This is a genomic window from Leclercia sp. UBA5076 (genome assembly GCF_002416465.1).
GTDB lineage: Bacteria > Pseudomonadota > Gammaproteobacteria > Enterobacterales > Enterobacteriaceae > Enterobacter.
The window spans coordinates 26779-48419 of sequence record NZ_DIAO01000003.1; the positions used below are offsets into that span (position 1 = coordinate 26779).

The following is a 21641-nucleotide window of genomic DNA, read 5'->3' on the forward strand; positions in this document are numbered from 1 at the left end:
GTTAAATCGTCCCAAACACCAGCAAAAACAGGCAGGCAAACACGGGTACTGCCGCCGTCAGGCTGTCTATGCGATCCAGGATACCACCGTGCCCTGGAATGAGATTGCCACTGTCTTTGATCCCTGCTTCACGCTTAAACATACTCTCGGTCAAATCACCCAGCACGGAAGCCAGCGCTGCGACAATTGAACAGACCAATAATGTTGCCGGTGCGACCTCGAGGTTGGCCCATACGCCGTAACCCCAGGAGATAATCGCCGCCGTAAACAGACCACCGATAAAGCCCTGCCAGGTTTTACCCGGAGAGACTTTCGGGGCCAGCTTATGTTTGCCAAACAGTTTACCAAACATATAGGCGCCAGAGTCAGCCCCCCAGACGAGAATCATGACATAAAGCAGCCATAACGCGCCGCTGTATGGGTTATCGTCATAATGCCAGGTGCGGAGGGCAAGCATTCCCCAGAAGAAAGGAACGATGGTAAATAGCCCAAAGCAGAGGCGCAGCACTTTCGAGTTACGCCACAGCGAGGCCGAGCCCGGATAGAAGAGCACCAGCAGCAACGCTGCCAGCCACCATCCCAGCGAAAGCCAGAGCGAACCTGCAATGATCGGTTGATGGATATTGTGATGGTACTCTGGCAGCATGAAGAGCATCAGCGCCAGCATCAGGCCGCACAGCACCGCCAGCCATACCCGCTGGGAACGCGAGGTAAAGCCGCTAAGCTGTCCCCATTCCCACGCCGCCAGCATGCAAACGACCAGTGTGACAATCGCAAATCCCACCGGAGGCAGTAAAAACAGCGCCGCGATGACAACAGGTATTAAAACAAACGCAGAAATCAGGCGATACTTCAGCAAAAGCTACCCCCATCAGGCGTTTTCGCCACCAGGCTCGGTACCACCGAAACGACGCTCTCGATTGGCAAAGGCATGCAGCGCACCTTCAAAGTCTTGTTCATCAAAATCGGGCCAAAGAACATCTGTAAAGTAAAGTTCGGCATAGGCAATTTGCCACAGCAAAAAGTTACTGATGCGATGTTCTCCCCCTGTCCTAATTACTAAATCCACGGGTGTCAGTTCACTCATGCAGATTTGCTTGCTCAGCGCCTCTTCATCAATCTGGTCCGGCCTTAAGAGCCCTTCCTGAACCTGTCCAGCCAAATGCCGCACACCCTGGACAATATCCCAACGTCCGCCATAATTCGCAGCGATATTGAGCGTTAAGCCGGTATTTTGCCCGGTCAACGCCTCCGCTTTACGAATGCGTTCCTGCAGACGTGAGTTAAAACGACTGGTATCGCCGATAATACGCAGGCGAACGTTGTGGCGGTGCAGGCTTTTTACTTCGCTGTCTAGCGCCCACACGAACAATTCCATCAACGCGCTAACTTCCTGCGCAGGTCGATTCCAGTTTTCACTGCTGAAAGCATAGAGCGTTAACGCGTCAATGCCGTTATTGGCGGCAAAAGAAACCGCGCGGCGCACAGATTTCGCCCCAGCTTTATGCCCAAAGGCTCGGATCTTCCCTTGTCTTTTCGCCCAGCGGCCATTGCCATCCATGATGATTGCTACATGACGACAGCCATGAGCCGGCAAGTTTTCGCTTATTGGTTGGTTCGCAGACAACATAACGCGTTTTTGGTCCCTGAAAGGATTTAACGGTACTCAGGAATACTGAAGCCTTTACGTAAAAAAGCCGTGTCATACCACGGCTTACCTGACCACAGAACGTCAACTACCCGCAATCAGGTGGCGCAGACTATATCACTGAAGCCCAACGCTAACAAATAGCAAGACCACCTGCGGGTGGATTATCACCAGCTTGCGAGGTGCGTCACCGCTTTTTGCGCCGTGAGCCTCGCTTTCGCGTCGACGGTCAATACGTCATCCACACTTTGCGGTTCGCGTAGATCCATCGCCTCAAGCACAGACAGGTTCAGCGCAGCGATATCCGTAAAGCGGATCTGCTTTTCGAGGAAGGCGGCGACAGCGATTTCGTTCGCCGCGTTAAGTGCGGTCGTCGCCGCTTGCCCCTGCTCGAAGGCCTCCATTGCCAGCTTCAGACATGGATAACGCTGATAATCAGGCGCGCTAAACGTCAGCGCACTCAGCTTGCAAAAATCGAGTGGCTTAACGCCTGAGCTTACGCGGTTTGGCCAGGCCATCGTATGGGCGATAGGCGTGCGCATATCAGGTTCACCTAACTGCGCCATCACGCTGCCATCACGATAACGCACCATGGAGTGGATCACCGACTGGGGATGAATCAACACTTCCATCTGCGCTGCCGAGGCGTTAAATAACCAGCGGGCTTCAATATATTCCAGACCTTTATTCATCATGGTGGCCGAATCAACGGAGATTTTACGCCCCATCGACCAGTTCGGATGACGGCATGCCTGATCCGGAGTCATTGAGACCAGTTCAGACAGCGGCGTGTCACGGAACGGGCCACCAGACCCGGTAAGCAGGATAGAAGAGACGCCATTCTGCTCGAGATCAGCGTACCCCAGGTTCTCCTGAAAGGGTTGCGGTAAACTCTGAAAAATCGCGTTATGTTCGCTATCTACCGGCAAAAGGCGCGCGCCATTGCGCTTCACGGCGTCCATAAACAGGCGGCCACAGGTTACCAACGACTCTTTATTGGCCAGCAAAACGGATTTTCCGGCATCGATCGCTGCAAGCGTAGGCAGTAACCCCGCCGCGCCGACGATAGCGGCCATGACCTGGTCGACGTCGTCCAGCGCGGCCATTTCACAGGCGGCCTCTGGCCCGCTCAGCACCTCGGTACGGCTGCCCTTCTCCGCCAGCAACGCCTTAACCTGCCGGGCGCTCGCTTCATCATCCATCACCGCGTAGCGCGGGGTGAACTCCAGACACTGTTCCACCATACGATGAACGTTTTTGCCTGCGACAAGGGCGGCCACCGCATAGTGGTCTGGATTATGGCGAACAACATCGAGAGTGCTGCAACCAATTGAACCGGTTGAGCCAAGGAGTGTTAATTGCTTCATGAGATGCCCGGAAAAGTGAACCAGAAAAGCAAAACGCCGCCAGCAAAGCCCAAAGGCCTTCTGTACGGCGTTTTATCAGATTACGACAGAAATCAGAACTGCATCAGTTCTGCTTCTTTTTCTGCCAGCGCCGCGTCAATTTTCTTGATAGCGGCGTCGGTCAGTTTCTGAACGTCGTCCTGGGAACGGCGATCGTCGTCTTCGCTGATCTCTTTCTCTTTCAGCAGCGCCTTCACTTTATCGTTCGCGTCGCGGCGAACGTTACGTACGGAAACACGGCCCTGCTCGGCTTCGCCACGTACCACTTTGATCAGGTCTTTACGACGCTCTTCGGTCAGCGGTGGCAGTGGAACGCGAATGTCTGTACCGGCTGAGCTTGGGTTCAGACCCAGATCGGAGGCCATGATCGCTTTCTCAACGGCCGGGCCCATAGAGCGGTCAAAGACGTTGATTTTCAGCGTACGGGTATCTTCGACCGTCACGTTAGCCAGCTGACGCAGTGGAGTCGGCGTGCCGTAGTATTCCACCACGATGCCGTCCAGCAGGCTTGGGGAAGCACGGCCTGTACGAATTTTGCTGATTTGGTTTTTGAACGCTTCGACGCATTTATCCATGCGTACTTCAGCATCTTTTCTGATGTCGTTAATCACGTTACGAATCCTTGAAAACTTGTCTCAGGCAGACTATCCGCCAGCACCACCGTTAATGATGTGCTAAGTATAGTCCCGTTTAATTCATGACAACGCCCGGGGCGTGTCCAGGTAAGAAACCCATAGAAAGTAGAGCGGAATCTTACCTGTATTTATCGTCGACGGAAATTATTCCGTGATCAAAGTGCCTTCTTTTTCGCCCATTACAACGCGACGCAGCGCGCCAGGCTTATTCATGTTGAAGACACGAATCGGCAATTTGTGGTCGCGAGCCAGCGTGAAGGCGGCAAGATCCATCACTTTCAGCTCTTTATCCAGTACTTCGCTATAGGTCAGCTGATCGTACATGGTCGCCGCAGGATCTTTTGCCGGATCGGCAGTAAACACGCCATCCACTTTAGTGGCTTTCAGCACCACATCGGCTTCGATTTCGATACCGCGCAGGCAGGCTGCGGAATCGGTCGTAAAGAACGGGTTACCCGTACCGGCGGAGAGGATCACCACGCGGTTATTGCGCAGCAGGCTGATCGCTTCGGCCCAGCTGTAGTTATCACAGACGCCATTCAAAGGAATAGCGGACATCAGGCGCGCATTCACATAGGCACGATGCAGGGCATCACGCATTGCCAGGCCATTCATGACCGTTGCCAGCATACCCATGTGATCGCCCACAACGCGGTTCATGCCAGCTTTTGCCAGCCCTGCACCACGGAAAAGGTTACCACCGCCAATGACTACGCCAACCTGGATGCCCAGTTCAACCAGTTCTTTGATCTCCTGCGCCATGCGGTCAAGGATGCTTGCGTCAATACCGAAGCCTTCCGACCCCTGCAGCGCTTCGCCACTCAGCTTAAGCAGAATACGTTTGTAAACAGGTTTTGCATTGGTAGCCATATTTCTTTCCTGGGACTGTCAACGATTAAGATGAGGTTAATTCTGGCGACATGATATATCGCATCTCAACACAGACTCTATAGGCGTCTGGCTGAATTACACTGCCGTACACAAAAAGAAGCCGCCCTCAGGCGGCTTCTTTTCGCTGATTAAGACTGCTTGGACATTGCAGCAACTTCTGCTGCGAAGTCAGTCTCAACTTTCTCGATGCCTTCGCCCACTTCGAAGCGGATGAAGCCAGTTACGTCAGCGTTGTGCTCTTTCAGCAGCTGCGCAACAGATTTGCTTGGATCCATAACGAATGGCTGACCAGTCAGAGAAACTTCGCCGGTGAATTTCTTCATGCGGCCTTCAACCATTTTCTCTGCGATCTCTTTTGGCTTGCCAGACTGCATGGCGATGTCCAGCTGAACCTGGTACTCTTTTTCTACCACTTCAGCAGAGACGTCTTCTGGCTTAACGAATTCTGGCTTGCTTGCAGCAACGTGCATTGCCAGCTGTTTAACCAGCTCTTCGTCAGCGCCTTTAGCCGCAACCAGAACACCGATACGTGCACCGTGCTGGTAGCTGTTCAGAACGTCACCTTCGAGGATAGCAACACGGCGGATGTTGATGTTCTCACCGATTTTCGCTACCAGCGCAACGCGCTCTTCTTCGAACTGTGCTTTCAGGACTTCAACATCAGTCACTTTACCTGCAACAGCTGCGTCCAGTACTTTGTCAGCGAATGCCTGGAAACCACCATCTTTAGCAACGAAGTCAGTCTGGCAGTTAACTTCCAGAATCACGCCGAAGTTGCCTTCGATTTTGGTTTTGATCACGCCGTCAGCAGCAACGTTGCCTGCTTTCTTAGCTGCTTTGATCGCACCGGATTTACGCATGTTTTCGATAGCCAGCTCGATGTCGCCGTTAGCTTCAACCAGCGCTTTCTTACACTCCATCATGCCTGCGCTAGTACGTTCACGCAGCTCTTTTACCAGGGATGCGGTAATTTCAGCCATTCTAAAATCCTCGGGAGATGTGAACTGCCCGGCCTGCGGCCAAACAGTATAAATTGAAAAAAGGGGCCGGTAATGGGCCCCTATTCATACACGGTACTAATAAGGGGTAGAACCTTATTATTCAGCTTCTACGAAGCTTTCTTCCGCCTGAGAAGCCAGATCCTGGGAACGGCCTTCACGAACGGTAGTAGCTACAGCGCTCAGGTACAGGCTAACAGCACGGATTGCATCGTCGTTACCCGGGATAACGAAGTCAACACCGTCCGGATCGGAGTTGGTATCAACGATTGCGAATACTGGGATACCCAGGTTGTTAGCTTCTTTGATTGCGATGTGCTCGTGGTCAGCATCGATAACGAACAGTGCGTCCGGCAGGCCGCCCATGTCTTTGATACCGCCCAGGCTGTTTTCCAGCTTGTCCAGCTCACGAGTGCGCATCAGCGCTTCTTTTTTGGTCAGCTTTTCGAAAGTACCGTCCTGAGACTGGGTTTCCAGATCTTTCAGGCGCTTGATGGACTGACGAACGGTTTTCCAGTTAGTCAGCATACCGCCCAGCCAGCGATGGTTCACGAAGAACTGGTCGCAGCTGTTAGCAGCTTCTTTCACAGCTTCGCTTGCAGCGCGCTTAGTACCAACGAACAGAATCTTACCTTTACGGGAAGAGATCTTGTTCAGCTCAGCCAGGGCTTCGTTGAACATTGGTACAGTTTTCTCAAGGTTGATGATGTGAACTTTGTTACGTGCGCCGAAGATGAAAGGCTTCATTTTCGGGTTCCAGTAACGGGTCTGGTGACCGAAGTGAACACCAGCCTTGAGCATGTCGCGCATGGAAACAGTTGCCATGTTTTAAAACCTCTATTTAAAAGTTGGGGTTATGCCTCCACGTATCCCATATTACCGACCCCAAAGGGCACCCCGGAATATGTGCCGATACGTGTGTGTTGTTACACAAAGTGAGATTTGTCGCTCCCGTCCATCCTGTGTATCTGAAATGGATCGGAAGTCCGGCGCGCTTTATATCACAAATCGCTACCCGAAACCAACAATTGTTGGCGGTGTGTGCGGTAAAGGAATCTCAGTTTGGCAGCATGTGCGCCTGACTGTTACCATTGACAACACTTAGACTAGTATTGTCGAAAAAACGACACCGATGGACAGATTACATGGCTATCTCTATTAAGACACCTGAAGAAATTGAAAAGATGCGCGTCGCCGGTCGTCTGGCCGCTGAAGTGCTGGAAATGATCGAGCCGTTCGTTAAGCCGGGCGTTAGCACAGGCGAACTGGATCGCATCTGTAACGACTATATCGTGAACGAGCAGCATGCGGTCTCCGCCTGCCTCGGCTATCACGGCTTCCCGAAATCCGTCTGCATCTCTATTAATGAAGTGGTGTGCCACGGCATTCCGGATGACGAAAAACTGCTGAAAGATGGCGACATCGTTAACATCGACGTGACCGTCATTAAAGATGACTACCACGGTGACACCTCTAAGATGTTCATCGTCGGCAAACCAACCATTCTGGGTGAGCGCCTGTGCAAGGTGACCCAGGAGAGCCTTTATCTGGCGCTGAAGATGGTTAAGCCGGGCATTCGCCTGCGTACTCTCGGTGCGGCGATTCAGAAATTCGTTGAAGCCCAGGGTTTCTCTGTGGTGCGCGAATACTGCGGTCACGGTATTGGCCGGGTCTTCCACGAAGAGCCGCAGGTTCTGCACTATGATGCTGATGACGGCGGCGTGGTGCTGCAGGCGGGCATGACCTTCACCATCGAGCCGATGGTCAACTCCGGCGATTACCGCATCCGTACCATGAAGGATGGCTGGACGGTTAAAACCAAAGACCGGAGCTTGTCTGCCCAGTACGAGCATACTATTGTGGTGACAGACAACGGCTGCGAAATTCTGACGTTACGCAAGGATGACACCATCCCGGCGATACTCTCGCAAGACGCATGATAAGAAGCCGGCAAATGCCGGCTTTTTTAATGGCTATCGTTTTTTCTTATGGGTGGCGCGCAATGAGTAACCTTTTACCCGAACAGTATGCCAATACGGCACTCCCCACCCTTCCTGGTCAGCCGGATAACCCCGGCGTCTGGCCCACGGCCGAGCTGACGTGCGCGGGTATTAAAGCGCATATCGACACTTTCCAGCGCTGGCTGGGCGAGGCCTTTGACAGCGGGATCTCCGCCGAAGCGCTGATTGAGGCGCGCACGGAATTTATCGATCAGCTTCTGCAGCGTTTGTGGATTGATTACGGTTTTGGCCAGTTGGCCGACGTCGCGCTGGTGGCCGTTGGCGGCTATGGTCGTGGCGAGCTGCACCCGCTGTCGGATATCGATCTGCTGATCCTGAGCCGCAAAAAGCTGCCTGACGAGCAGGCGCAAAAAGTGGGCGAACTGTTGACCCTGCTGTGGGACGTCAAGCTGGAAGTCGGCCACAGCGTACGTACCCTGGAAGAGTGTCTGCTGGAGGGGTTATCCGATCTCACCGTCGCCACCAACCTGATTGAATCGCGTCTGCTGATTGGCGACGTGGCGCTGTTTCTTGAGCTGCAAAAACATATTTTCAGCGAGGGGTTCTGGCCATCGGAGAAGTTCTTCGCCGCCAAAGTCGATGAACAGCAGGTGCGCCACCAGCGCTACCACGGTACCAGCTACAACCTGGAGCCGGACATCAAAAGCAGCCCCGGCGGCCTGCGCGATATTCATACCCTGCAGTGGGTGGCCCGTCGCCATTTCGGCGCCACTTCGCTCGATGAGATGGTCGGTTTTGGTTTTCTCACCGAAGCGGAGCGTAACGAGCTAAATGAGTGCCTGCACCTGCTGTGGCGCATCCGTTTTGCCCTGCATCTCGAAGTGACCCGCTACGACAACCGCCTGCTGTTCGATCGTCAGTTAAGCGTCGCCCAGCGCCTGCACTACAGCGGCGAAGGCAACGAGCCGGTCGAGCAGATGATGAAAGATTTCTTCCGCGTTACCCGTCGCGTGGGGGAGCTTAATCAGATGCTATTGCAGCTGTTTGATGAGGCGATCCTCGCCCTGACCGCCGATGAAAAACCGCGTCCGATCGACGATGAGTTTCAGCTGCGGGGCACGCTGATCGACCTGCGTGACGAGACGCTGTTCATCCGCAAGCCGGAAGCGATCCTGCGGATGTTTTACGCCATGGTGCGTAACAGCACCATCACCGGGATCTACTCCACCACCCTGCGCCATCTGCGCCATGCCCGCCGCCATCTCACTCAGCCGCTGTGCTACATTCCGGAAGCGCGGTCGCTTTTTCTGAGCATGTTGCGTCATCCGGGTGCGGTAAGCCGCGGGCTGTTGCCAATGCACCGTCACAGCGTGCTCTGGGCCTATATGCCGCAGTGGTCGCATATCGTCGGCCAGATGCAGTTTGACCTGTTCCATGCCTATACCGTTGATGAACACACCATCCGCGTGATGCTGAAGCTGGAGAGCTTCGCCCAGGAGGAGGTGCGCAGCCGTCACCCACTCTGCGTTGAACTCTGGCCTCGTCTCACCAACCCGGAGCTGATCCTGATTGCCGCCCTGTTCCACGATATCGCCAAAGGGCGCGGCGGCGACCACTCGATCCTCGGTGCGGAGGACGTGCTGAAATTCGCCGAACTACACGGGCTCAATTCGCGCGAAACCCAGCTGGTCGCCTGGCTGGTCCGTCATCATCTGCTGATGTCGGTCACCGCCCAGCGGCGCGATATTCAGGATCCTGAGGTAATCAAACAGTTTGCCGAAGAGGTGCAGACGGAAAACCGCCTGCGCTTCCTGGTCTGCCTGACGGTAGCCGATATTTGCGCCACCAACGAGACGCTGTGGAACAGCTGGAAGCAGAGCCTGCTGCGCGAGCTCTATTTCGCCACCGAGAAACAGCTGCGTCGCGGCATGCAGAGCACCCCGGACATGCGCGAACGCGTGCGCCATCATCAGATGCAGGCTCTGGCGCTGCTGCGGATGGAGAATATTAATGAAGAGGCGCTGCATCAGATTTGGGCCCGCTGCCGCGCCAACTATTTTGTGCGCCACAGCCCAAACCAGCTGGCCTGGCATGCGCGCCATCTGTTGCAGCACGATCTGACGAAACCGCTGATCCTGCTGAGCCCGCAGGCGACCCGTGGGGGAACAGAGATCTTCATCTGGAGCCCCGACCGCCCTTACCTGTTCGCCGCCGTCTGTGCGGAACTCGACAGACGTAACCTCAGCGTGCATGACGCGCAGATTTTCACCACCCGCGACGGCATGGCGATGGATACCTTTATTGTGCTGGAGCCGGACGGCAGCCCGCTGTCTGCCGATCGTCACGAGCCGATCCGCTTCGGGCTGGAGCAGGCGATCACCCAGCGCAGCTGGCAGCCGCCGCAGCCCCGTCGGCAACCGGCAAAACTGCGCCACTTTACCGTCGATACCGAGGTCAATTTCCTGCCCACCCATACCGACCGGAAATCGTTTCTCGAGCTGATCGCCCTCGACCAGCCGGGGCTGCTGGCCCGGGTCGGGCAGGTTTTTGCGGATCTGGGAATTTCGCTGCATGGCGCCAGAATTACAACCATTGGCGAGCGAGTAGAAGATTTATTTATAATCGCCACCGCCGACCGTCGTGGGCTTAATAATGCCCTGCAACAGGAAGTGCAACAACGGTTGACAGCAGCCCTCAATCCAAACGATAAAGGGTGATGTTTTTTTTTACCTGGAAAGAGTTGAACTATGCAGCAGTTACAGAACGTTATTGAGTCCGCTTTTGAGCGTCGCGCCGAAATTACTCCGGCAAATGTGGATACCGTGACCCGCGAGGCGGTTAATCAGGTTATTTCTCTGCTTGATTCCGGCGCGCTGCGTGTAGCCGAAAAGATCGACGGTCAGTGGGTCACTCACCAGTGGCTGAAGAAAGCGGTACTGCTCTCTTTCCGTATTAACGATAACCAGGTTATCGACGGTGCGGAAAGCCGCTACTTCGATAAAGTCCCGATGAAATTCGCCGATTACGACGAAGCGCGTTTCCAGAAAGAAGGCTTCCGCGTGGTGCCACCAGCAGCCGTTCGTCAGGGTGCATTCATTGCCCGCAACACCGTGTTGATGCCTTCTTACGTTAACATCGGTGCTTACGTTGACGAAGGTACCATGGTAGATACCTGGGCGACCGTTGGCTCCTGTGCGCAGATCGGTAAAAACGTCCACCTCTCTGGCGGCGTGGGTATCGGTGGGGTTCTTGAGCCGCTGCAGGCTAATCCGACCATTATCGAAGACAACTGCTTCATCGGCGCACGCTCCGAAGTGGTTGAAGGCGTGATCGTAGAAGAAGGTTCCGTGATCTCCATGGGCGTCTACATCGGCCAGAGCACCCGTATTTACGATCGTGAAACCGGTGAAGTGCATTACGGTCGCGTTCCGGCGGGCTCCGTGGTGGTATCCGGCAACCTGCCTTCTAAAGATGGCAAATACAGCCTGTACTGTGCGGTGATCGTTAAAAAAGTCGATGCGAAAACTCGCGGCAAAGTTGGTATCAACGAACTACTGCGCACCATCGATTAATCGGGTATAACAAAAAGCGGGGGCGACCCCGCTTTTTTTATATCTGAGGGTGGCGAAAATAGATTTTTTCGTGAATTATTCATGGGTTATGTTGAGATCAAGGGTACCGCTATGTACGATAATCTGAAAAGTCTGGGCATTACTAATCCTGATGAAATTGACCGTTACAGCCTCCGTCAGGAAGCCAATAACGATATCCTGAAAATCTATTTTCACAAGGATAAGGGCGAGTTCTTCGCCAAAAGTGTAAAGTTCAAGTACCCGCGCCAGCGTAAAACTGTCGTTGCCGATGGCATCGGCCAGGGTTACAAAGAGGTGCAGGAGATCAGCCCAAATCTGCGCTATGTGATCGATGAACTGGATCAGATTTGCCAGCGCGATCGCACTGAAGTGGATCTGAAGCGTAAGATCCTGGATGACCTGCGTCATCTGGAAAGCGTGGTTGCCCACAAGATCACGGAAATCGAAGCGGATCTTGAGAAGCTGACCCGTAACAAATAAGCCGTTCCTGTGTGCCGGGTGGCGGCTTCGCCTTACCCGGCCTACTCCCGGGTTTTGTAGGCCCGGTAAGCGCAACGCCACCGGGCAAAAATTACCGCTGCTCGTCCAACTGCAAGGCCACATACAGCAACAGACGGTCGTCAAAATTCCCCAGATCCAGCCCCGTTAACTCCGATATCCGGTTCAGGCGGTACTCCAGCGTATTACGATGAATAAAGAGCGCTTTTGAGGTCGCCAGTGGCTGTACGTTATGACGGAACCATGCCTGTAAGGTGCGCCGCAGCAGGCCGTTGTTATCCATCGCTTTCAGACGCACCAGCGGACGCGCCAGTTCGTTGGCCTGCCAGCCGCCGCGCAGGCTGTCGAGGAGCACCGGCAACATCAAATCCTGGTAAAAATAGCTGCGGCTTTCCGGCATACGCTGCTTGCCGACCATCATCGTGGTTCGGGCCGTGCGCCAGGAGCGGGCGATGCTTCCCGGACCGGTAAAATAGTTACCTAATGCCACACGAAAACGCAGCTGCCCGTTCTCTTTCATCCGCGCAATCAGCTGCTCCACGCGGCGACGATGATCTTCTGCATCCCAGCGGCCAAACTGGTTTAACGCCGGTTTCAGCACCACCATTTCCGTTAACGAGACGATCGCCACCAGGTTATTGCGCTCCGGCGTGGCCAGCGCGTTCTGCAGCTGTTGCAGCTCCACCATGGCGCTATCGACGCCCAGCTGCCCGCTATCGACCTCAATGACCGCTACAACGCGGGGCTGGTTAAGGTCGATACCCAGGCGTTGAGCCCACTCCGTTAATGCCGGGGTATGCTCTTCCGCCTGGATCAGGTTCATGACCAGCTCTTCACGCAGGCGGCTGTCCTGCGCCAGCAGGTGCATCAGGCGGGATTGCTCCAGCATCATCTCCGCCGTCATACAGACCAGCTCGCCATATTTGCGCAAAGATTCCGGCTCACCGGTCAGCCCGATAACCCCGACAATTTCGCCCTCAAGGCGCAGCGGCAGGTTGATCCCCTGCCGCACACCGTGCAGATGTCGCGCCACCGCGTCATCAATATCCACCACGCGCCCCTGGGAGAGCACCAGCAGTGCACCTTCGTGCAATTCCCCAATACGCTCGCGATCGCCACTGCCGATGATCCGGCCACGTGCGTCCATCACGTTGATATTGGTGTCGATGATGCGCATTGTTCGCGCCACAATATCCTGCGCCATTTTGGTATCAAGATGCCAGCCAGCCATGTCGCCCTCCTCTGAGCAGAGCTCAAGCATAAGGAAGATTAATCAGTGCCGCATTGTGCAAATGCACAAACTCACAGGGAGAAGTATGGACTTGTGGAAGGGTTCACAGAAAGGCAGAAAAAAGCCCCTGTTTCCGTAGGGAAGCAGGGGCTGAACGGATTACTGCATCAGCAGATAGAGAGAGGTGTCGCCACGCTGGATATTCAGCGCCAGTACCGACGGTTTGCTGTCGAGGATTTTGCGCAGTTCAGCGATGTTCTTAACCGGCTGCTGGTTGGCGCCGATAATCACATCCCCTTTCTTCAGGCCGATACGGGCAGCCGGGCTGTTGGCTTTAACGTTGTCCACCGACACGCCTTTATCCTGGCCTTTGTTGCTCATATCCGCACCTTCGATGCCGCTGAAGATGGTGCCGGCATCCACCTGATTCTGGCTGCTCTGCTGCAGTTCCAGGTTCACATTAACCGGTTTACCTTCACGCAGCAGACCCAGGGTCACTTTGCTGCCTACCGGCATGGAGCCCACTTCCGCACGCAGTGCCGCGAAGCTGCTTACCGGTTTGCCGTTCAGGGTGGTGATCACGTCACCGGCCTTGATCCCCGCTTTCGCTGCGGAGGAGTTTGGCATGACCTGGCTGACAAAGGCACCGCGCTGGGCATCAACCTTCATGGCTTTCGCCAGCTCGGAGTTCAGCTCGGTGCCCAGAATACCCAGCTCACCGCGCTTAACCTGACCAAACTCAACCATTTGCGCCGTCAGGTTTTTCACCATGTTACTTGGGATAGCGAAGCCAATGCCGATGTTGCCGCCGTCCGGGGCGAGGATCGCGGTGTTAATCCCGATCAACTCACCGTTCAGGTTGACCAGCGCACCACCGGAGTTACCGCGGTTAATCGCCGCATCCGTCTGGATAAAGTTTTCGTAGTTTTCTGCGTTCAGACCGCTACGGCCAAGGGCAGAAACGATACCAGAGGTGACCGTCTCACCCAGACCGAACGGGTTACCGATAGCCACGGTGTAATCCCCCACGCGCAGCGCGTCAGAGTCGGCGAGCTTAATCGCGGTCAGGTTTTTCGGATCCTGAATCTGAATCAGGGCGATATCAGAGCGAGGATCTTTCCCGACGATTTTGGCGTCGAGCTTACGCCCGTCGCTCAGTTGTACCTTAATGCTGGTGGCGTTATCCACCACGTGGTTGTTGGTGACGACGTAGCCTTTGGCGGCATCGATGATGACACCAGAGCCCAGCGCCATAAACTTCTGCTGCTGGCCGCCGCCGTTACCGCCGCCATCGCCCTGGCAGAATGGAGAGCTCTGGAACGGTGAACCGTCCTGGCAGAACGGCGAGTTATCGCCGAAGAACTGCTGGAAGTTACGTGGCATGCGTGGCGTGTTGACGGTGGTGCTGCCCTCGACATTGATACTGACCACCGATGGCATCACTTTTTCCAGCATCGGCGCCAGGCTTGGCATCTGCTGTGCAGTGGCGGCCGACGATACGGTCTCCGCTGCGCTAGCAGACAGTGGAGACAACGCTAATCCTAAACTCAGAGCCAGTGCACTCATTGCTAAAGTGGTTTTTTTCATGTTTCTTAATCTCGATTTACAGGTCACGCACAATTGCTGTGTATATCAGATTCGTTTTGCTGCGCTTAGTTCCGGTATTAAGTTTCTGGAAAAAGTAAAAATTTATTGTCCGTCTTTACAAAACTCCCCTTTATTCCACCGCCATCAACTTGCGGTATTCATCCCATGCATACAAGTCCGTCATTCCGCTGATATAGTCCTGAATCAGCCGGCAGCGATAATAAAACTCCAGCACCGGCCAGTCTGCCTGCTGGCGATTTAATTTACCGATAGATTCCACATATGCCAGCCGAAGGCGCGTCGAAAGTTTATGAAATAGCCGGGTTTCAATCGGAAAACGGCGTACCCGTTCCTTTTCAACCAGCTCACTAAAGTCGTCCACCGATAATTGCAGCAGCGGGCGATAGATCTCCAGCAGGCCGGTTATCACGCGATAGCCCTGTAATTCCAGCTGCTCGACATCCGGATGGCTGAACACGTGCCGCATCGCCACATTCTTATAGAGCTCAAGGAGTTGACTGAATCCACTGTCATCCTCAAGCAGCGCATGGTTAAATTCCCCGCGGTAGATCTGTTCAATATTGTCTATAAAACGCTCAGCCGCATAGGGCACCAGTTTATTAAGGGTATTGACGCGTAAATACATAAAGAACTGATCTTCGGTGCTGCGGCTGAGGGTGTTCGAACGTGATTTCTCCCACGCGTTTTCGACAACCTGCGAAAACAATGAACCTTTTTCATGGTTACCCCAGGCATCATAAAGATGCTGATAAAGCCCCTCGACACTGAATATTCTTTTTTCGACGGCATCTTCCAGATCGGCAACGCAATAGGAGATATCGTCTGCCGCTTCCATAATCCAGGTTAATGGAAAACGACCATACTGCGGAAGAGAGAGCTCCTGACGCAGCCGCTCTATATACGCCTCTTCAGAGAAATAATAGCCCGGCTTTTTCATCAAATAATTGTGCGTCGCGGGGGGATCGCCCTGCCACCAGGCGGGGCGAGTATATTTCAGAATGCATCCCACCTGTGCCCAGGTGAGGTTCATGCGCATCAGGGAGTGCACCATCCGGATGCCCTGTGCATTCCCCTCAAAGTGACACAAATCCTGGCGCACCTTGCGACGAAGCGCGTTCAGCGCCTCTTCGCCTTCACGCAGCCGCAAATCCTGCACCACGCAGCGATCGTCGCTCAGCGGCTGGCTTGCCGCATCGGCAGGGTACAGACGCTGGCGGAACCAGTCATTGATCGCCGCTTCGCCAAAATGACCAAAGGGGGGATTACCGATATCGTGCATCAGGCACGCCATCTCAACGATGCTTTCGAACGGCCCCGTCAGCTCGTCCAGGCCGTAGGTTGCCAGCAGGCGCTGCTCTTTGAGGTGGCTCAGGATCTCTTTGGCGATGTAGCGCCCCACCTGCTGAACCTCCAGCGAGTGGGTGAGCCGGGTACGCACGGCGGCGTTGCGTTCGAGCGGGAAGACCTGCGTTTTTTGCTGTAACCGACGGATCGCCGGAGAGTTAATGATGCGCCCGCGGTCGCTTTCAAAGATCCGCAGGATCTCGTGTTCGCTCTTGTTCCCCTGCGGAGAGCGGTAGCGACGCTGCCAGTTAATTTTGGTGCGAAAATCGATTGGTGCCATGTGCTCCCCCGCGTGAGAATGCGTTTCCCCTTAACCGCATGATAGACTATGCATCTTAACAAGGCACATCGCGAGTAAATCTATGAAAATCGGTATTATTGGAGCAATGGAAGAAGAAGTTACGCTGCTGCGTGACAAAATTGAGAACCGTCAGACCCTCTCTCTGGGCGGTTGCGAAATTTACACTGGCACGCTGAACGGAACTGAAGTAGCTCTGCTGAAATCGGGTATCGGTAAAGTTTCCGCCGCGCTGGGCGCCACCCTGCTGCTGGAGCGCTGCAAGCCAGACGTGATTATTAACACCGGCTCTGCGGGCGGTCTTGCATCAACCCTGAAAGTGGGCGATATCGTGGTCTCTGACGAAGCGCGCTACCACGACGCCGATGTGACCGCCTTTGGTTACGAGTATGGCCAGCTTCCGGGCTGCCCGGCAGGCTTTAAGGCCGATGAAAAACTGGTTGCCGCTGCGGAAAGTTGCATCGCAGAGCTGAACCTTAACGCCGTGCGCGGCCTGATTGTCAGCGGCGACGCCTTTATCAACGGCTCCGTGAACCTGGCGAAAATCCGTCACAACTTCCCGCAGGCGATCGCCGTGGAAATGGAAGCGACCGCCATCGCGCACGTTTGCCATAACTTCAGCGTGCCGTTTGTCGTGGTTCGCGCCATCTCCGACGTTGCCGATCAGCAGTCCCACCTGAGCTTCGACGAGTTCCTCGTAGTTGCTGCCAAACAGTCCAGCCTGATGGTTGAGACGCTGGTGCAGAAACTGGCGCGTGGCTAAGCCGCTCAAAAGGGCGCTGCTTGCGCTGCTTCTGCTGACACCGGCGTGGCTTCTGGCCGCGCCGCGTGTAATTACCCTCTCCCCTGCCAATACCGAACTGGCGTTTGCCGCCGGGATCACCCCCGTCGGGGTCAGCAGTTATTCCGACTATCCTCCCGAAGCCGCTAACATTGAACAGGTCGCCACCTGGCAAGGCATAAATGTTGAACGCATCGTCGCGCTGAAGCCCGATCTGGTGCTGGCCTGGCGCGGCGGCAATGCCGAGCGTCAGGTAAACCAGCTCACCTCGCTCGGCATAAAAGTGCAGTGGATCGATGCCACCCGCATAGAGCAGATTGCCCGGGCCCTGCGCGATCTTGCCCGCTGGAGCCCGACACCGGGGCAGGCGCAACAGGCCGCGCAGCAGATGATGGCTGATTTTGCCGCCCTAAAGGCCACCTACGGCGCACTGCCGAAAAAGCGGGTATTCATTCAGTTCGGTCAACAGCCGCTGTTCACCACCAGCCAGGGCTCTCTGCAACATCAGGTTGTTGAGCTGTGTGGCGGAGAAAATATCTTCGCGGCCAGCCGGGTTCCCTGGCCCCAGGTGAGCCGTGAGCAGGTACTGGCGCGCCAGCCTCAGGCGATTGTGGTGGGCGGTTCGGCGGGCGATATTCCTAAAATAGAACAGTACTGGCAAGGTCAGCTAAAAATACCCGTGATTCCGCTGAACAGTGACTGGTTTGAGCGCGCGAGCCCGCGTATTATCCTCGCCGCAAAACAACTCTGCTCTGCGCTGTCGCAGAGCCACTAATTTCTCGAGGATTACGATGCTCGTTTACTGGCTGGATATTCTTGGCACAGCCGTTTTTGCGATTTCCGGCGTTCTGCTGGCCGGTAAGTTACGTATGGATCCGTTTGGCGTGCTGGTGTTGGGCGTGGTCACGGCCGTCGGCGGGGGAACGATCCGCGACATGGCGCTGGATCATGGCCCGGTATTCTGGGTCAAGGATCCCACCGACCTGGTGGTCGCCATGGTCACCTGTATGTTAACCATCATTCTCGTCCGCCAGCCGCGTCGCCTGCCGAAATGGCTGCTGCCGGTGCTGGATGCGGTGGGCCTCGCGGTGTTCGTCGGGATTGGCGTAAACAAAGCCTTTATGGCTGGCACCGGCCCGATGGTGGCGATCTGTATGGGGGTGGTGACCGGCGTGGGCGGCGGGATTATCCGCGATATTCTGGCGCGCGAAGTGCCGATGATCCTGCGAACGGAAATCTACGCTACGGCCTGTATTCTGGGCGGGATCGTTCACGCCACGGCCTGGTATACCTTTCATGTTCCGCTGGAACAGGCAGCGATGCTGGGGATGGTGGTAACGCTGGCAATCAGACTGGCGGCAATCCGCTGGCATCTGAAGCTGCCAACCTTTGCGCTGGATGATAATGGAAGATAGCGAGTAGGCCCGGTAAGCGAAGCGCCACCGGGCATTACCGTCAGATGCTGAACGAAGAACCACACCCGCAGGTGCTGGTTGCGTTCGGGTTGGTTACCACAAAGCGTGAACCTTCCAGACCTTCGGTGTAGTCAACAGAACCACCGACCAGATACTGCAGGCTCATCGGGTCTACGACCAGCGCGACGCCCTGCTTCTCAATGGTCATGTCGCCATCGTTAACCTGATCGTCAAAGGTGAAGCCATACTGGAAGCCGCTGCAGCCGCCGCCAGTAATGTATACACGCAATTTCAGCTCCGGGTTGTCTTCATCGGAAATCAGGTCTTTTACTTTTTTGGCTGCTGCTTCGGTAAACTGCAACGGCAGCGCTACGTCATCACTCATCTTATGCTCCCATGAATACTGCTAGTGGGTAAAAATCACCCAATTCTTGTTGTCATTATCTAATACCCTGGTAATTCATTCAAGTATTCTGCTTCGCCAGGGTACGGGCAAGAATGGTGGAGTATAGCGGTTGTCCGCCGAGGAACTGGGCTAATAGTGTGGCCCCCAGGCAGGTAATGATCATTGGCAAAATGAGCTGGTAATTATCGGTCATCTCCAGCACCAGCACAATGCCGGTCAGCGGCGCGCGCAACGATGCCGCCAGCAGCGCCCCCATTCCGGCGATGGCAAAGGTACCGGCCTCAAGATGATACGCCGGGAAGCCTGCGGCGGCAGCCATGCCAAAGGCCGTACCCAGCAACGTACCCAACGCCAGCATCGGGGCAAAAATGCCGCCAGGGGCGCCGGAAGAGAAGCAGAGTACGGTGGTGATGACCCGCGAGATAAACATAAACAGCAGCAGGCCAATGCTGAAGTTACCCGCAGCCGCAATAGGGATCAGCCCAAAGCCACCCCCAGCCGCGTTGGGTTCGATAAAGCCCAGCACTCCGCACACGCCCCCCAGCAGGCCACCCACCAGCACCCATCGGGTTGTATTGCCGCCGTGGATCCGCTGGAACATATCCTGAGCGCGAATAATAAGGGCATTAAACAGCGGGCCAACAATGCCAAAAATCATGCCGAGGATCAGATAAAGCCAGAGCGTATTGACCGGGGCGTTGGTCAACTTACCGACCTCAATGACCGCCCCTTCGCCATTGAAAAGCCGAAAGACAATGCTCGACATAATCACGCCGGTAAAGACCGCTTTAATCGAGATCAGGTTATAGCGAAACTGGGCGCGCATCTCTTCAATGATAAAGAGGATCCCCGCCAGCGGGGCATTAAACGCAGCGGAAAGCCCCGCGGCGGCACCGGTTGCCAGCAACGTATGGCGTGCTTCAGCGCTGCGCATCCTGAACAGATCGCTGACCATACGGCCAACATTACCGCCCAGCTGTACGGTCGGCCCTTCCCGTCCGAGCACCATCCCCGCTCCAAGCGTCCCCATTCCGCCGATAAACTTAACGGGCAGTACACGCCACCAGCGGACCGGACGCAGCTCTTCGAGCGCCCCTTCTATCTCAGGGATCCCCGAGCCGCCCGCTTCCGGGGCTAATTTACGCACCAGAAAATAACCGACCATCGCAAGCAGGGCAGATAAGCCGAACGCCAGGATCCAGACTACCCCTTCACGATCGGCATAACCCGCAACGGTGCCAATACGCCAGTTCAGCACGCCATTAACGGCCCTTTCAAACGCGACGCCCACCAGCCCTGCCAGCGTGCCGACAACGGCTGCGCCCAGCAAAATTGCCAGTGGCGTCTTGTCGCGGTTGAGCAGCCGACGGATGCTGATACGATGTTGCGCACGCGCAAATTGTTGTTCTTCAAATGAGGGGGAATCTGATTTCATTGCCTGTTAGTTTTCGTCATACAAATCGCCGCAGGGATTTTACCAGAGACCGTCCAGCCGTCTCCTGAAAATTGCTTAACAATTGTTAATGCATTACCAGGGTAAAAATTTCATAACCTTCCACGAATCACTTAGAATAGTGCGCTTAACCATTTTATACGAGCCAGGAATCACGCCATGAGTAAGTCTGAAACGCTTTACAGCGCTGCCCGCGAGCTAATCCCTGGCGGTGTTAACTCCCCGGTCCGTGCCTTTACCGGCGTGGGCGGTACACCGCTGTTTATTGAACGTGCCGATGGCGCCTATCTGTATGATGTGGATGGCAAAGCCTATATCGACTATGTCGGCTCATGGGGCCCGATGGTACTGGGACATAACCACCCGGCTATCCGTAACGCGGTCATCGAAGCGGCGGAGCGCGGTTTGAGTTTCGGCGCGCCAACCGAGATGGAAGTCAAAATGGCGGAGCTGGTGACTGAACTGGTCCCGACCATGGATATGGTGCGCATGGTGAACTCCGGTACCGAAGCGACCATGAGCGCCATCCGTCTGGCCCGTGGTTTTACCGGCCGTGACAAAATTATCAAATTTGAAGGCTGCTACCACGGTCATGCCGACTGTCTGCTGGTGAAAGCCGGTTCCGGCGCCCTGACCCTCGGCCAGCCGAACTCTCCGGGCGTGCCGGCGGATTTCGCGAAGCACACCCTGACCTGTACCTATAACGATCTCGATTCGGTGCGTGCCGCCTTTGAGCAGTATCCGCAGGAGATCGCCTGCATCATCGTTGAGCCGGTGGCGGGCAACATGAACTGCATTCCACCGCAGCCGGGCTTCCTGCAGGGCCTGCGTGCGCTGTGCGATGAGTTCGGCGCGCTGCTGATTATCGACGAAGTGATGACCGGCTTCCGCGTGGCGCTGGCGGGCGCCCAGTCTTATTACGACGTGGTGCCGGATCTCACCTGTCTGGGCAAAATCATCGGCGGCGGCATGCCGGTGGGCGCCTTCGGCGGTCGCAAAGAGGTGATGGATGCGCTGGCCCCAACCGGTCCGGTCTACCAGGCGGGCACCCTCTCCGGTAACCCAATTGCCATGGCCGCCGGTTTCGCCTGTCTGACCGAAGTGGCCCAGCCGGGGATCCACACCACCCTGACCGATCGCACTACCCAACTGGCAAACGGTCTGCTGGACGCGGCGGAAGATGTGGGTATTCCGCTGGTGGTAAACCACGTGGGCGGCATGTTCGGCCTCTTCTTCACCACGGCTAAAACCGTCACCTGCTATCAGGATGTGGTGCAGTGCGACGTTGAGCGCTTCAAGCGCTTCTTCCATCTGATGCTGGACGAGGGCGTTTACCTGGCGCCGTCGGCGTTTGAGGCGGGCTTTATGTCGGTTGCGCACAGCGAAGAGGACATCAACAAAACCATCGAGGCGGCGCGCCGGGTGTTTGCGAAGCTCTGATGATGTTGTTTGCCGGGTGGCGCTAACGCTTACCC

At 55.5% G+C, this 21641-nt stretch carries 20 protein-coding genes; 8 read left to right on the forward strand and 12 right to left on the reverse strand.

The features are described from left to right. Position 1: 1 nt before the first annotated feature. The 7 genes from cdsA to rpsB form a co-directional block, all read right to left on the reverse strand. A complete protein-coding gene (gene cdsA / locus B3X29_RS01860) occupies positions 2–859 on the reverse strand; it encodes a phosphatidate cytidylyltransferase (protein WP_039030306.1) in 858 nt (285 codons plus the stop codon). Positions 860–871: 12 nt separating this feature from the next. Beyond that, a complete protein-coding gene (gene ispU / locus B3X29_RS01865; protein WP_159339965.1) occupies positions 872–1630 on the reverse strand; it encodes a (2E,6E)-farnesyl-diphosphate-specific ditrans,polycis-undecaprenyl-diphosphate synthase in 759 nt (252 codons plus the stop codon). Between the two features lie 185 nt (positions 1631–1815). Next, a complete protein-coding gene (gene ispC / locus B3X29_RS01870) occupies positions 1816–3015 on the reverse strand; it encodes a 1-deoxy-D-xylulose-5-phosphate reductoisomerase (RefSeq protein WP_103178335.1) in 1200 nt (399 codons plus the stop codon). A 92-nt stretch (positions 3016–3107) separates the two neighbouring features. Then, the gene (gene frr, locus B3X29_RS01875) at positions 3108–3665 is read right to left on the reverse strand and encodes a ribosome recycling factor (protein WP_103178334.1); all 558 of its coding nucleotides are present in this window, start codon (positions 3663–3665) and stop codon (positions 3108–3110) included. A gap of 168 nt (positions 3666–3833) precedes the next feature. Then, on the reverse strand, positions 3834–4559 hold the full coding sequence (gene pyrH, locus B3X29_RS01880) for a UMP kinase (protein WP_032616613.1): 726 nt from the start codon (positions 4557–4559) through the stop codon (positions 3834–3836). Positions 4560–4708: 149 nt separating this feature from the next. Continuing rightward, positions 4709–5560, reverse strand: a complete 852-nt coding sequence (gene tsf, locus B3X29_RS01885; RefSeq protein ID WP_103178333.1) for a translation elongation factor Ts — start codon at positions 5558–5560, stop codon at positions 4709–4711. Between the two features lie 117 nt (positions 5561–5677). Continuing rightward, positions 5678–6403, reverse strand: a complete 726-nt coding sequence (rpsB, locus tag B3X29_RS01890) for a 30S ribosomal protein S2 (protein ID WP_103178332.1) — start codon at positions 6401–6403, stop codon at positions 5678–5680. A gap of 320 nt (positions 6404–6723) precedes the next feature. On the opposite strand from rpsB, the gene map reads away from it, so the two are divergent. From map to B3X29_RS01910, 4 genes are all read left to right on the forward strand, one after another. Next, the gene (map, locus tag B3X29_RS01895) at positions 6724–7518 is read left to right on the forward strand and encodes a type I methionyl aminopeptidase (RefSeq protein ID WP_103178331.1); all 795 of its coding nucleotides are present in this window, start codon (positions 6724–6726) and stop codon (positions 7516–7518) included. 62 nt (positions 7519–7580) lie between these two features. Beyond that, entirely contained in the window at positions 7581–10256 is a 2676-nt protein-coding gene (glnD, locus tag B3X29_RS01900; RefSeq protein WP_103181030.1) for a bifunctional uridylyltransferase/uridylyl-removing protein GlnD, read from the forward strand. A 30-nt stretch (positions 10257–10286) separates the two neighbouring features. Then, on the forward strand, positions 10287–11111 hold the full coding sequence (dapD, locus tag B3X29_RS01905) for a 2,3,4,5-tetrahydropyridine-2,6-dicarboxylate N-succinyltransferase (protein ID WP_008501915.1): 825 nt from the start codon (positions 10287–10289) through the stop codon (positions 11109–11111). Positions 11112–11222: 111 nt separating this feature from the next. Next, complete coding sequence (locus B3X29_RS01910) at positions 11223–11612, forward strand: DUF3461 family protein (RefSeq protein WP_032616607.1); 390 nt, start codon at positions 11223–11225, stop codon at positions 11610–11612. Between the two features lie 91 nt (positions 11613–11703). Here the strand turns inward: B3X29_RS01910 and cdaR are convergent, their stop codons facing one another. The 3 genes from cdaR to dgt form a co-directional block, all read right to left on the reverse strand. Further along, positions 11704–12861, reverse strand: coding sequence for a DNA-binding transcriptional regulator CdaR (cdaR, locus tag B3X29_RS01915; protein ID WP_103178330.1), 1158 nt, complete (start codon positions 12859–12861; stop codon positions 11704–11706). Positions 12862–13020: 159 nt separating this feature from the next. Then, positions 13021–14448 (reverse strand): serine endoprotease DegP, encoded by a 1428-nt coding sequence (gene degP, locus B3X29_RS01920; RefSeq protein WP_103178329.1) that lies wholly within the window; start codon positions 14446–14448, stop codon positions 13021–13023. A gap of 130 nt (positions 14449–14578) precedes the next feature. Then, positions 14579–16093: a dGTPase gene (dgt, locus tag B3X29_RS01925; protein ID WP_290503302.1), complete on the reverse strand. Its 1515-nt coding sequence runs from the start codon at positions 16091–16093 to the stop codon at positions 14579–14581. Positions 16094–16175: 82 nt separating this feature from the next. Between dgt and mtnN the strand changes: the two genes are divergently transcribed. From mtnN to B3X29_RS01940, 3 genes are read left to right on the forward strand one after another with little or no spacing between them, the layout of a single operon-like run. Further along, a complete protein-coding gene (gene mtnN / locus B3X29_RS01930) occupies positions 16176–16874 on the forward strand; it encodes a 5'-methylthioadenosine/S-adenosylhomocysteine nucleosidase (RefSeq protein ID WP_148568694.1) in 699 nt (232 codons plus the stop codon). After that, a complete protein-coding gene (btuF, locus tag B3X29_RS01935; protein ID WP_103178326.1) occupies positions 16867–17667 on the forward strand; it encodes a vitamin B12 ABC transporter substrate-binding protein BtuF in 801 nt (266 codons plus the stop codon). The genes mtnN and btuF overlap by 8 nt, the downstream gene beginning before the upstream one ends. A gap of 16 nt (positions 17668–17683) precedes the next feature. Continuing rightward, positions 17684–18307, forward strand: a complete 624-nt coding sequence (locus B3X29_RS01940) for a TRIC cation channel family protein (RefSeq protein WP_103178325.1) — start codon at positions 17684–17686, stop codon at positions 18305–18307. A gap of 40 nt (positions 18308–18347) precedes the next feature. Here B3X29_RS01940 and erpA read toward each other — a convergent pair whose 3' ends face one another. Together erpA and clcA are read right to left on the reverse strand one after the other, a co-directional pair. Further along, positions 18348–18692, reverse strand: coding sequence for an iron-sulfur cluster insertion protein ErpA (erpA, locus tag B3X29_RS01945; protein WP_039030319.1), 345 nt, complete (start codon positions 18690–18692; stop codon positions 18348–18350). 79 nt (positions 18693–18771) lie between these two features. Next, positions 18772–20148, reverse strand: coding sequence for a H(+)/Cl(-) exchange transporter ClcA (clcA, locus tag B3X29_RS01950; RefSeq protein WP_159339968.1), 1377 nt, complete (start codon positions 20146–20148; stop codon positions 18772–18774). 177 nt (positions 20149–20325) lie between these two features. Between clcA and hemL the strand changes: the two genes are divergently transcribed. Continuing rightward, positions 20326–21606 (forward strand): glutamate-1-semialdehyde 2,1-aminomutase, encoded by a 1281-nt coding sequence (hemL, locus tag B3X29_RS01955; protein WP_159339969.1) that lies wholly within the window; start codon positions 20326–20328, stop codon positions 21604–21606. Positions 21607–21641 lie beyond the last annotated feature (35 nt).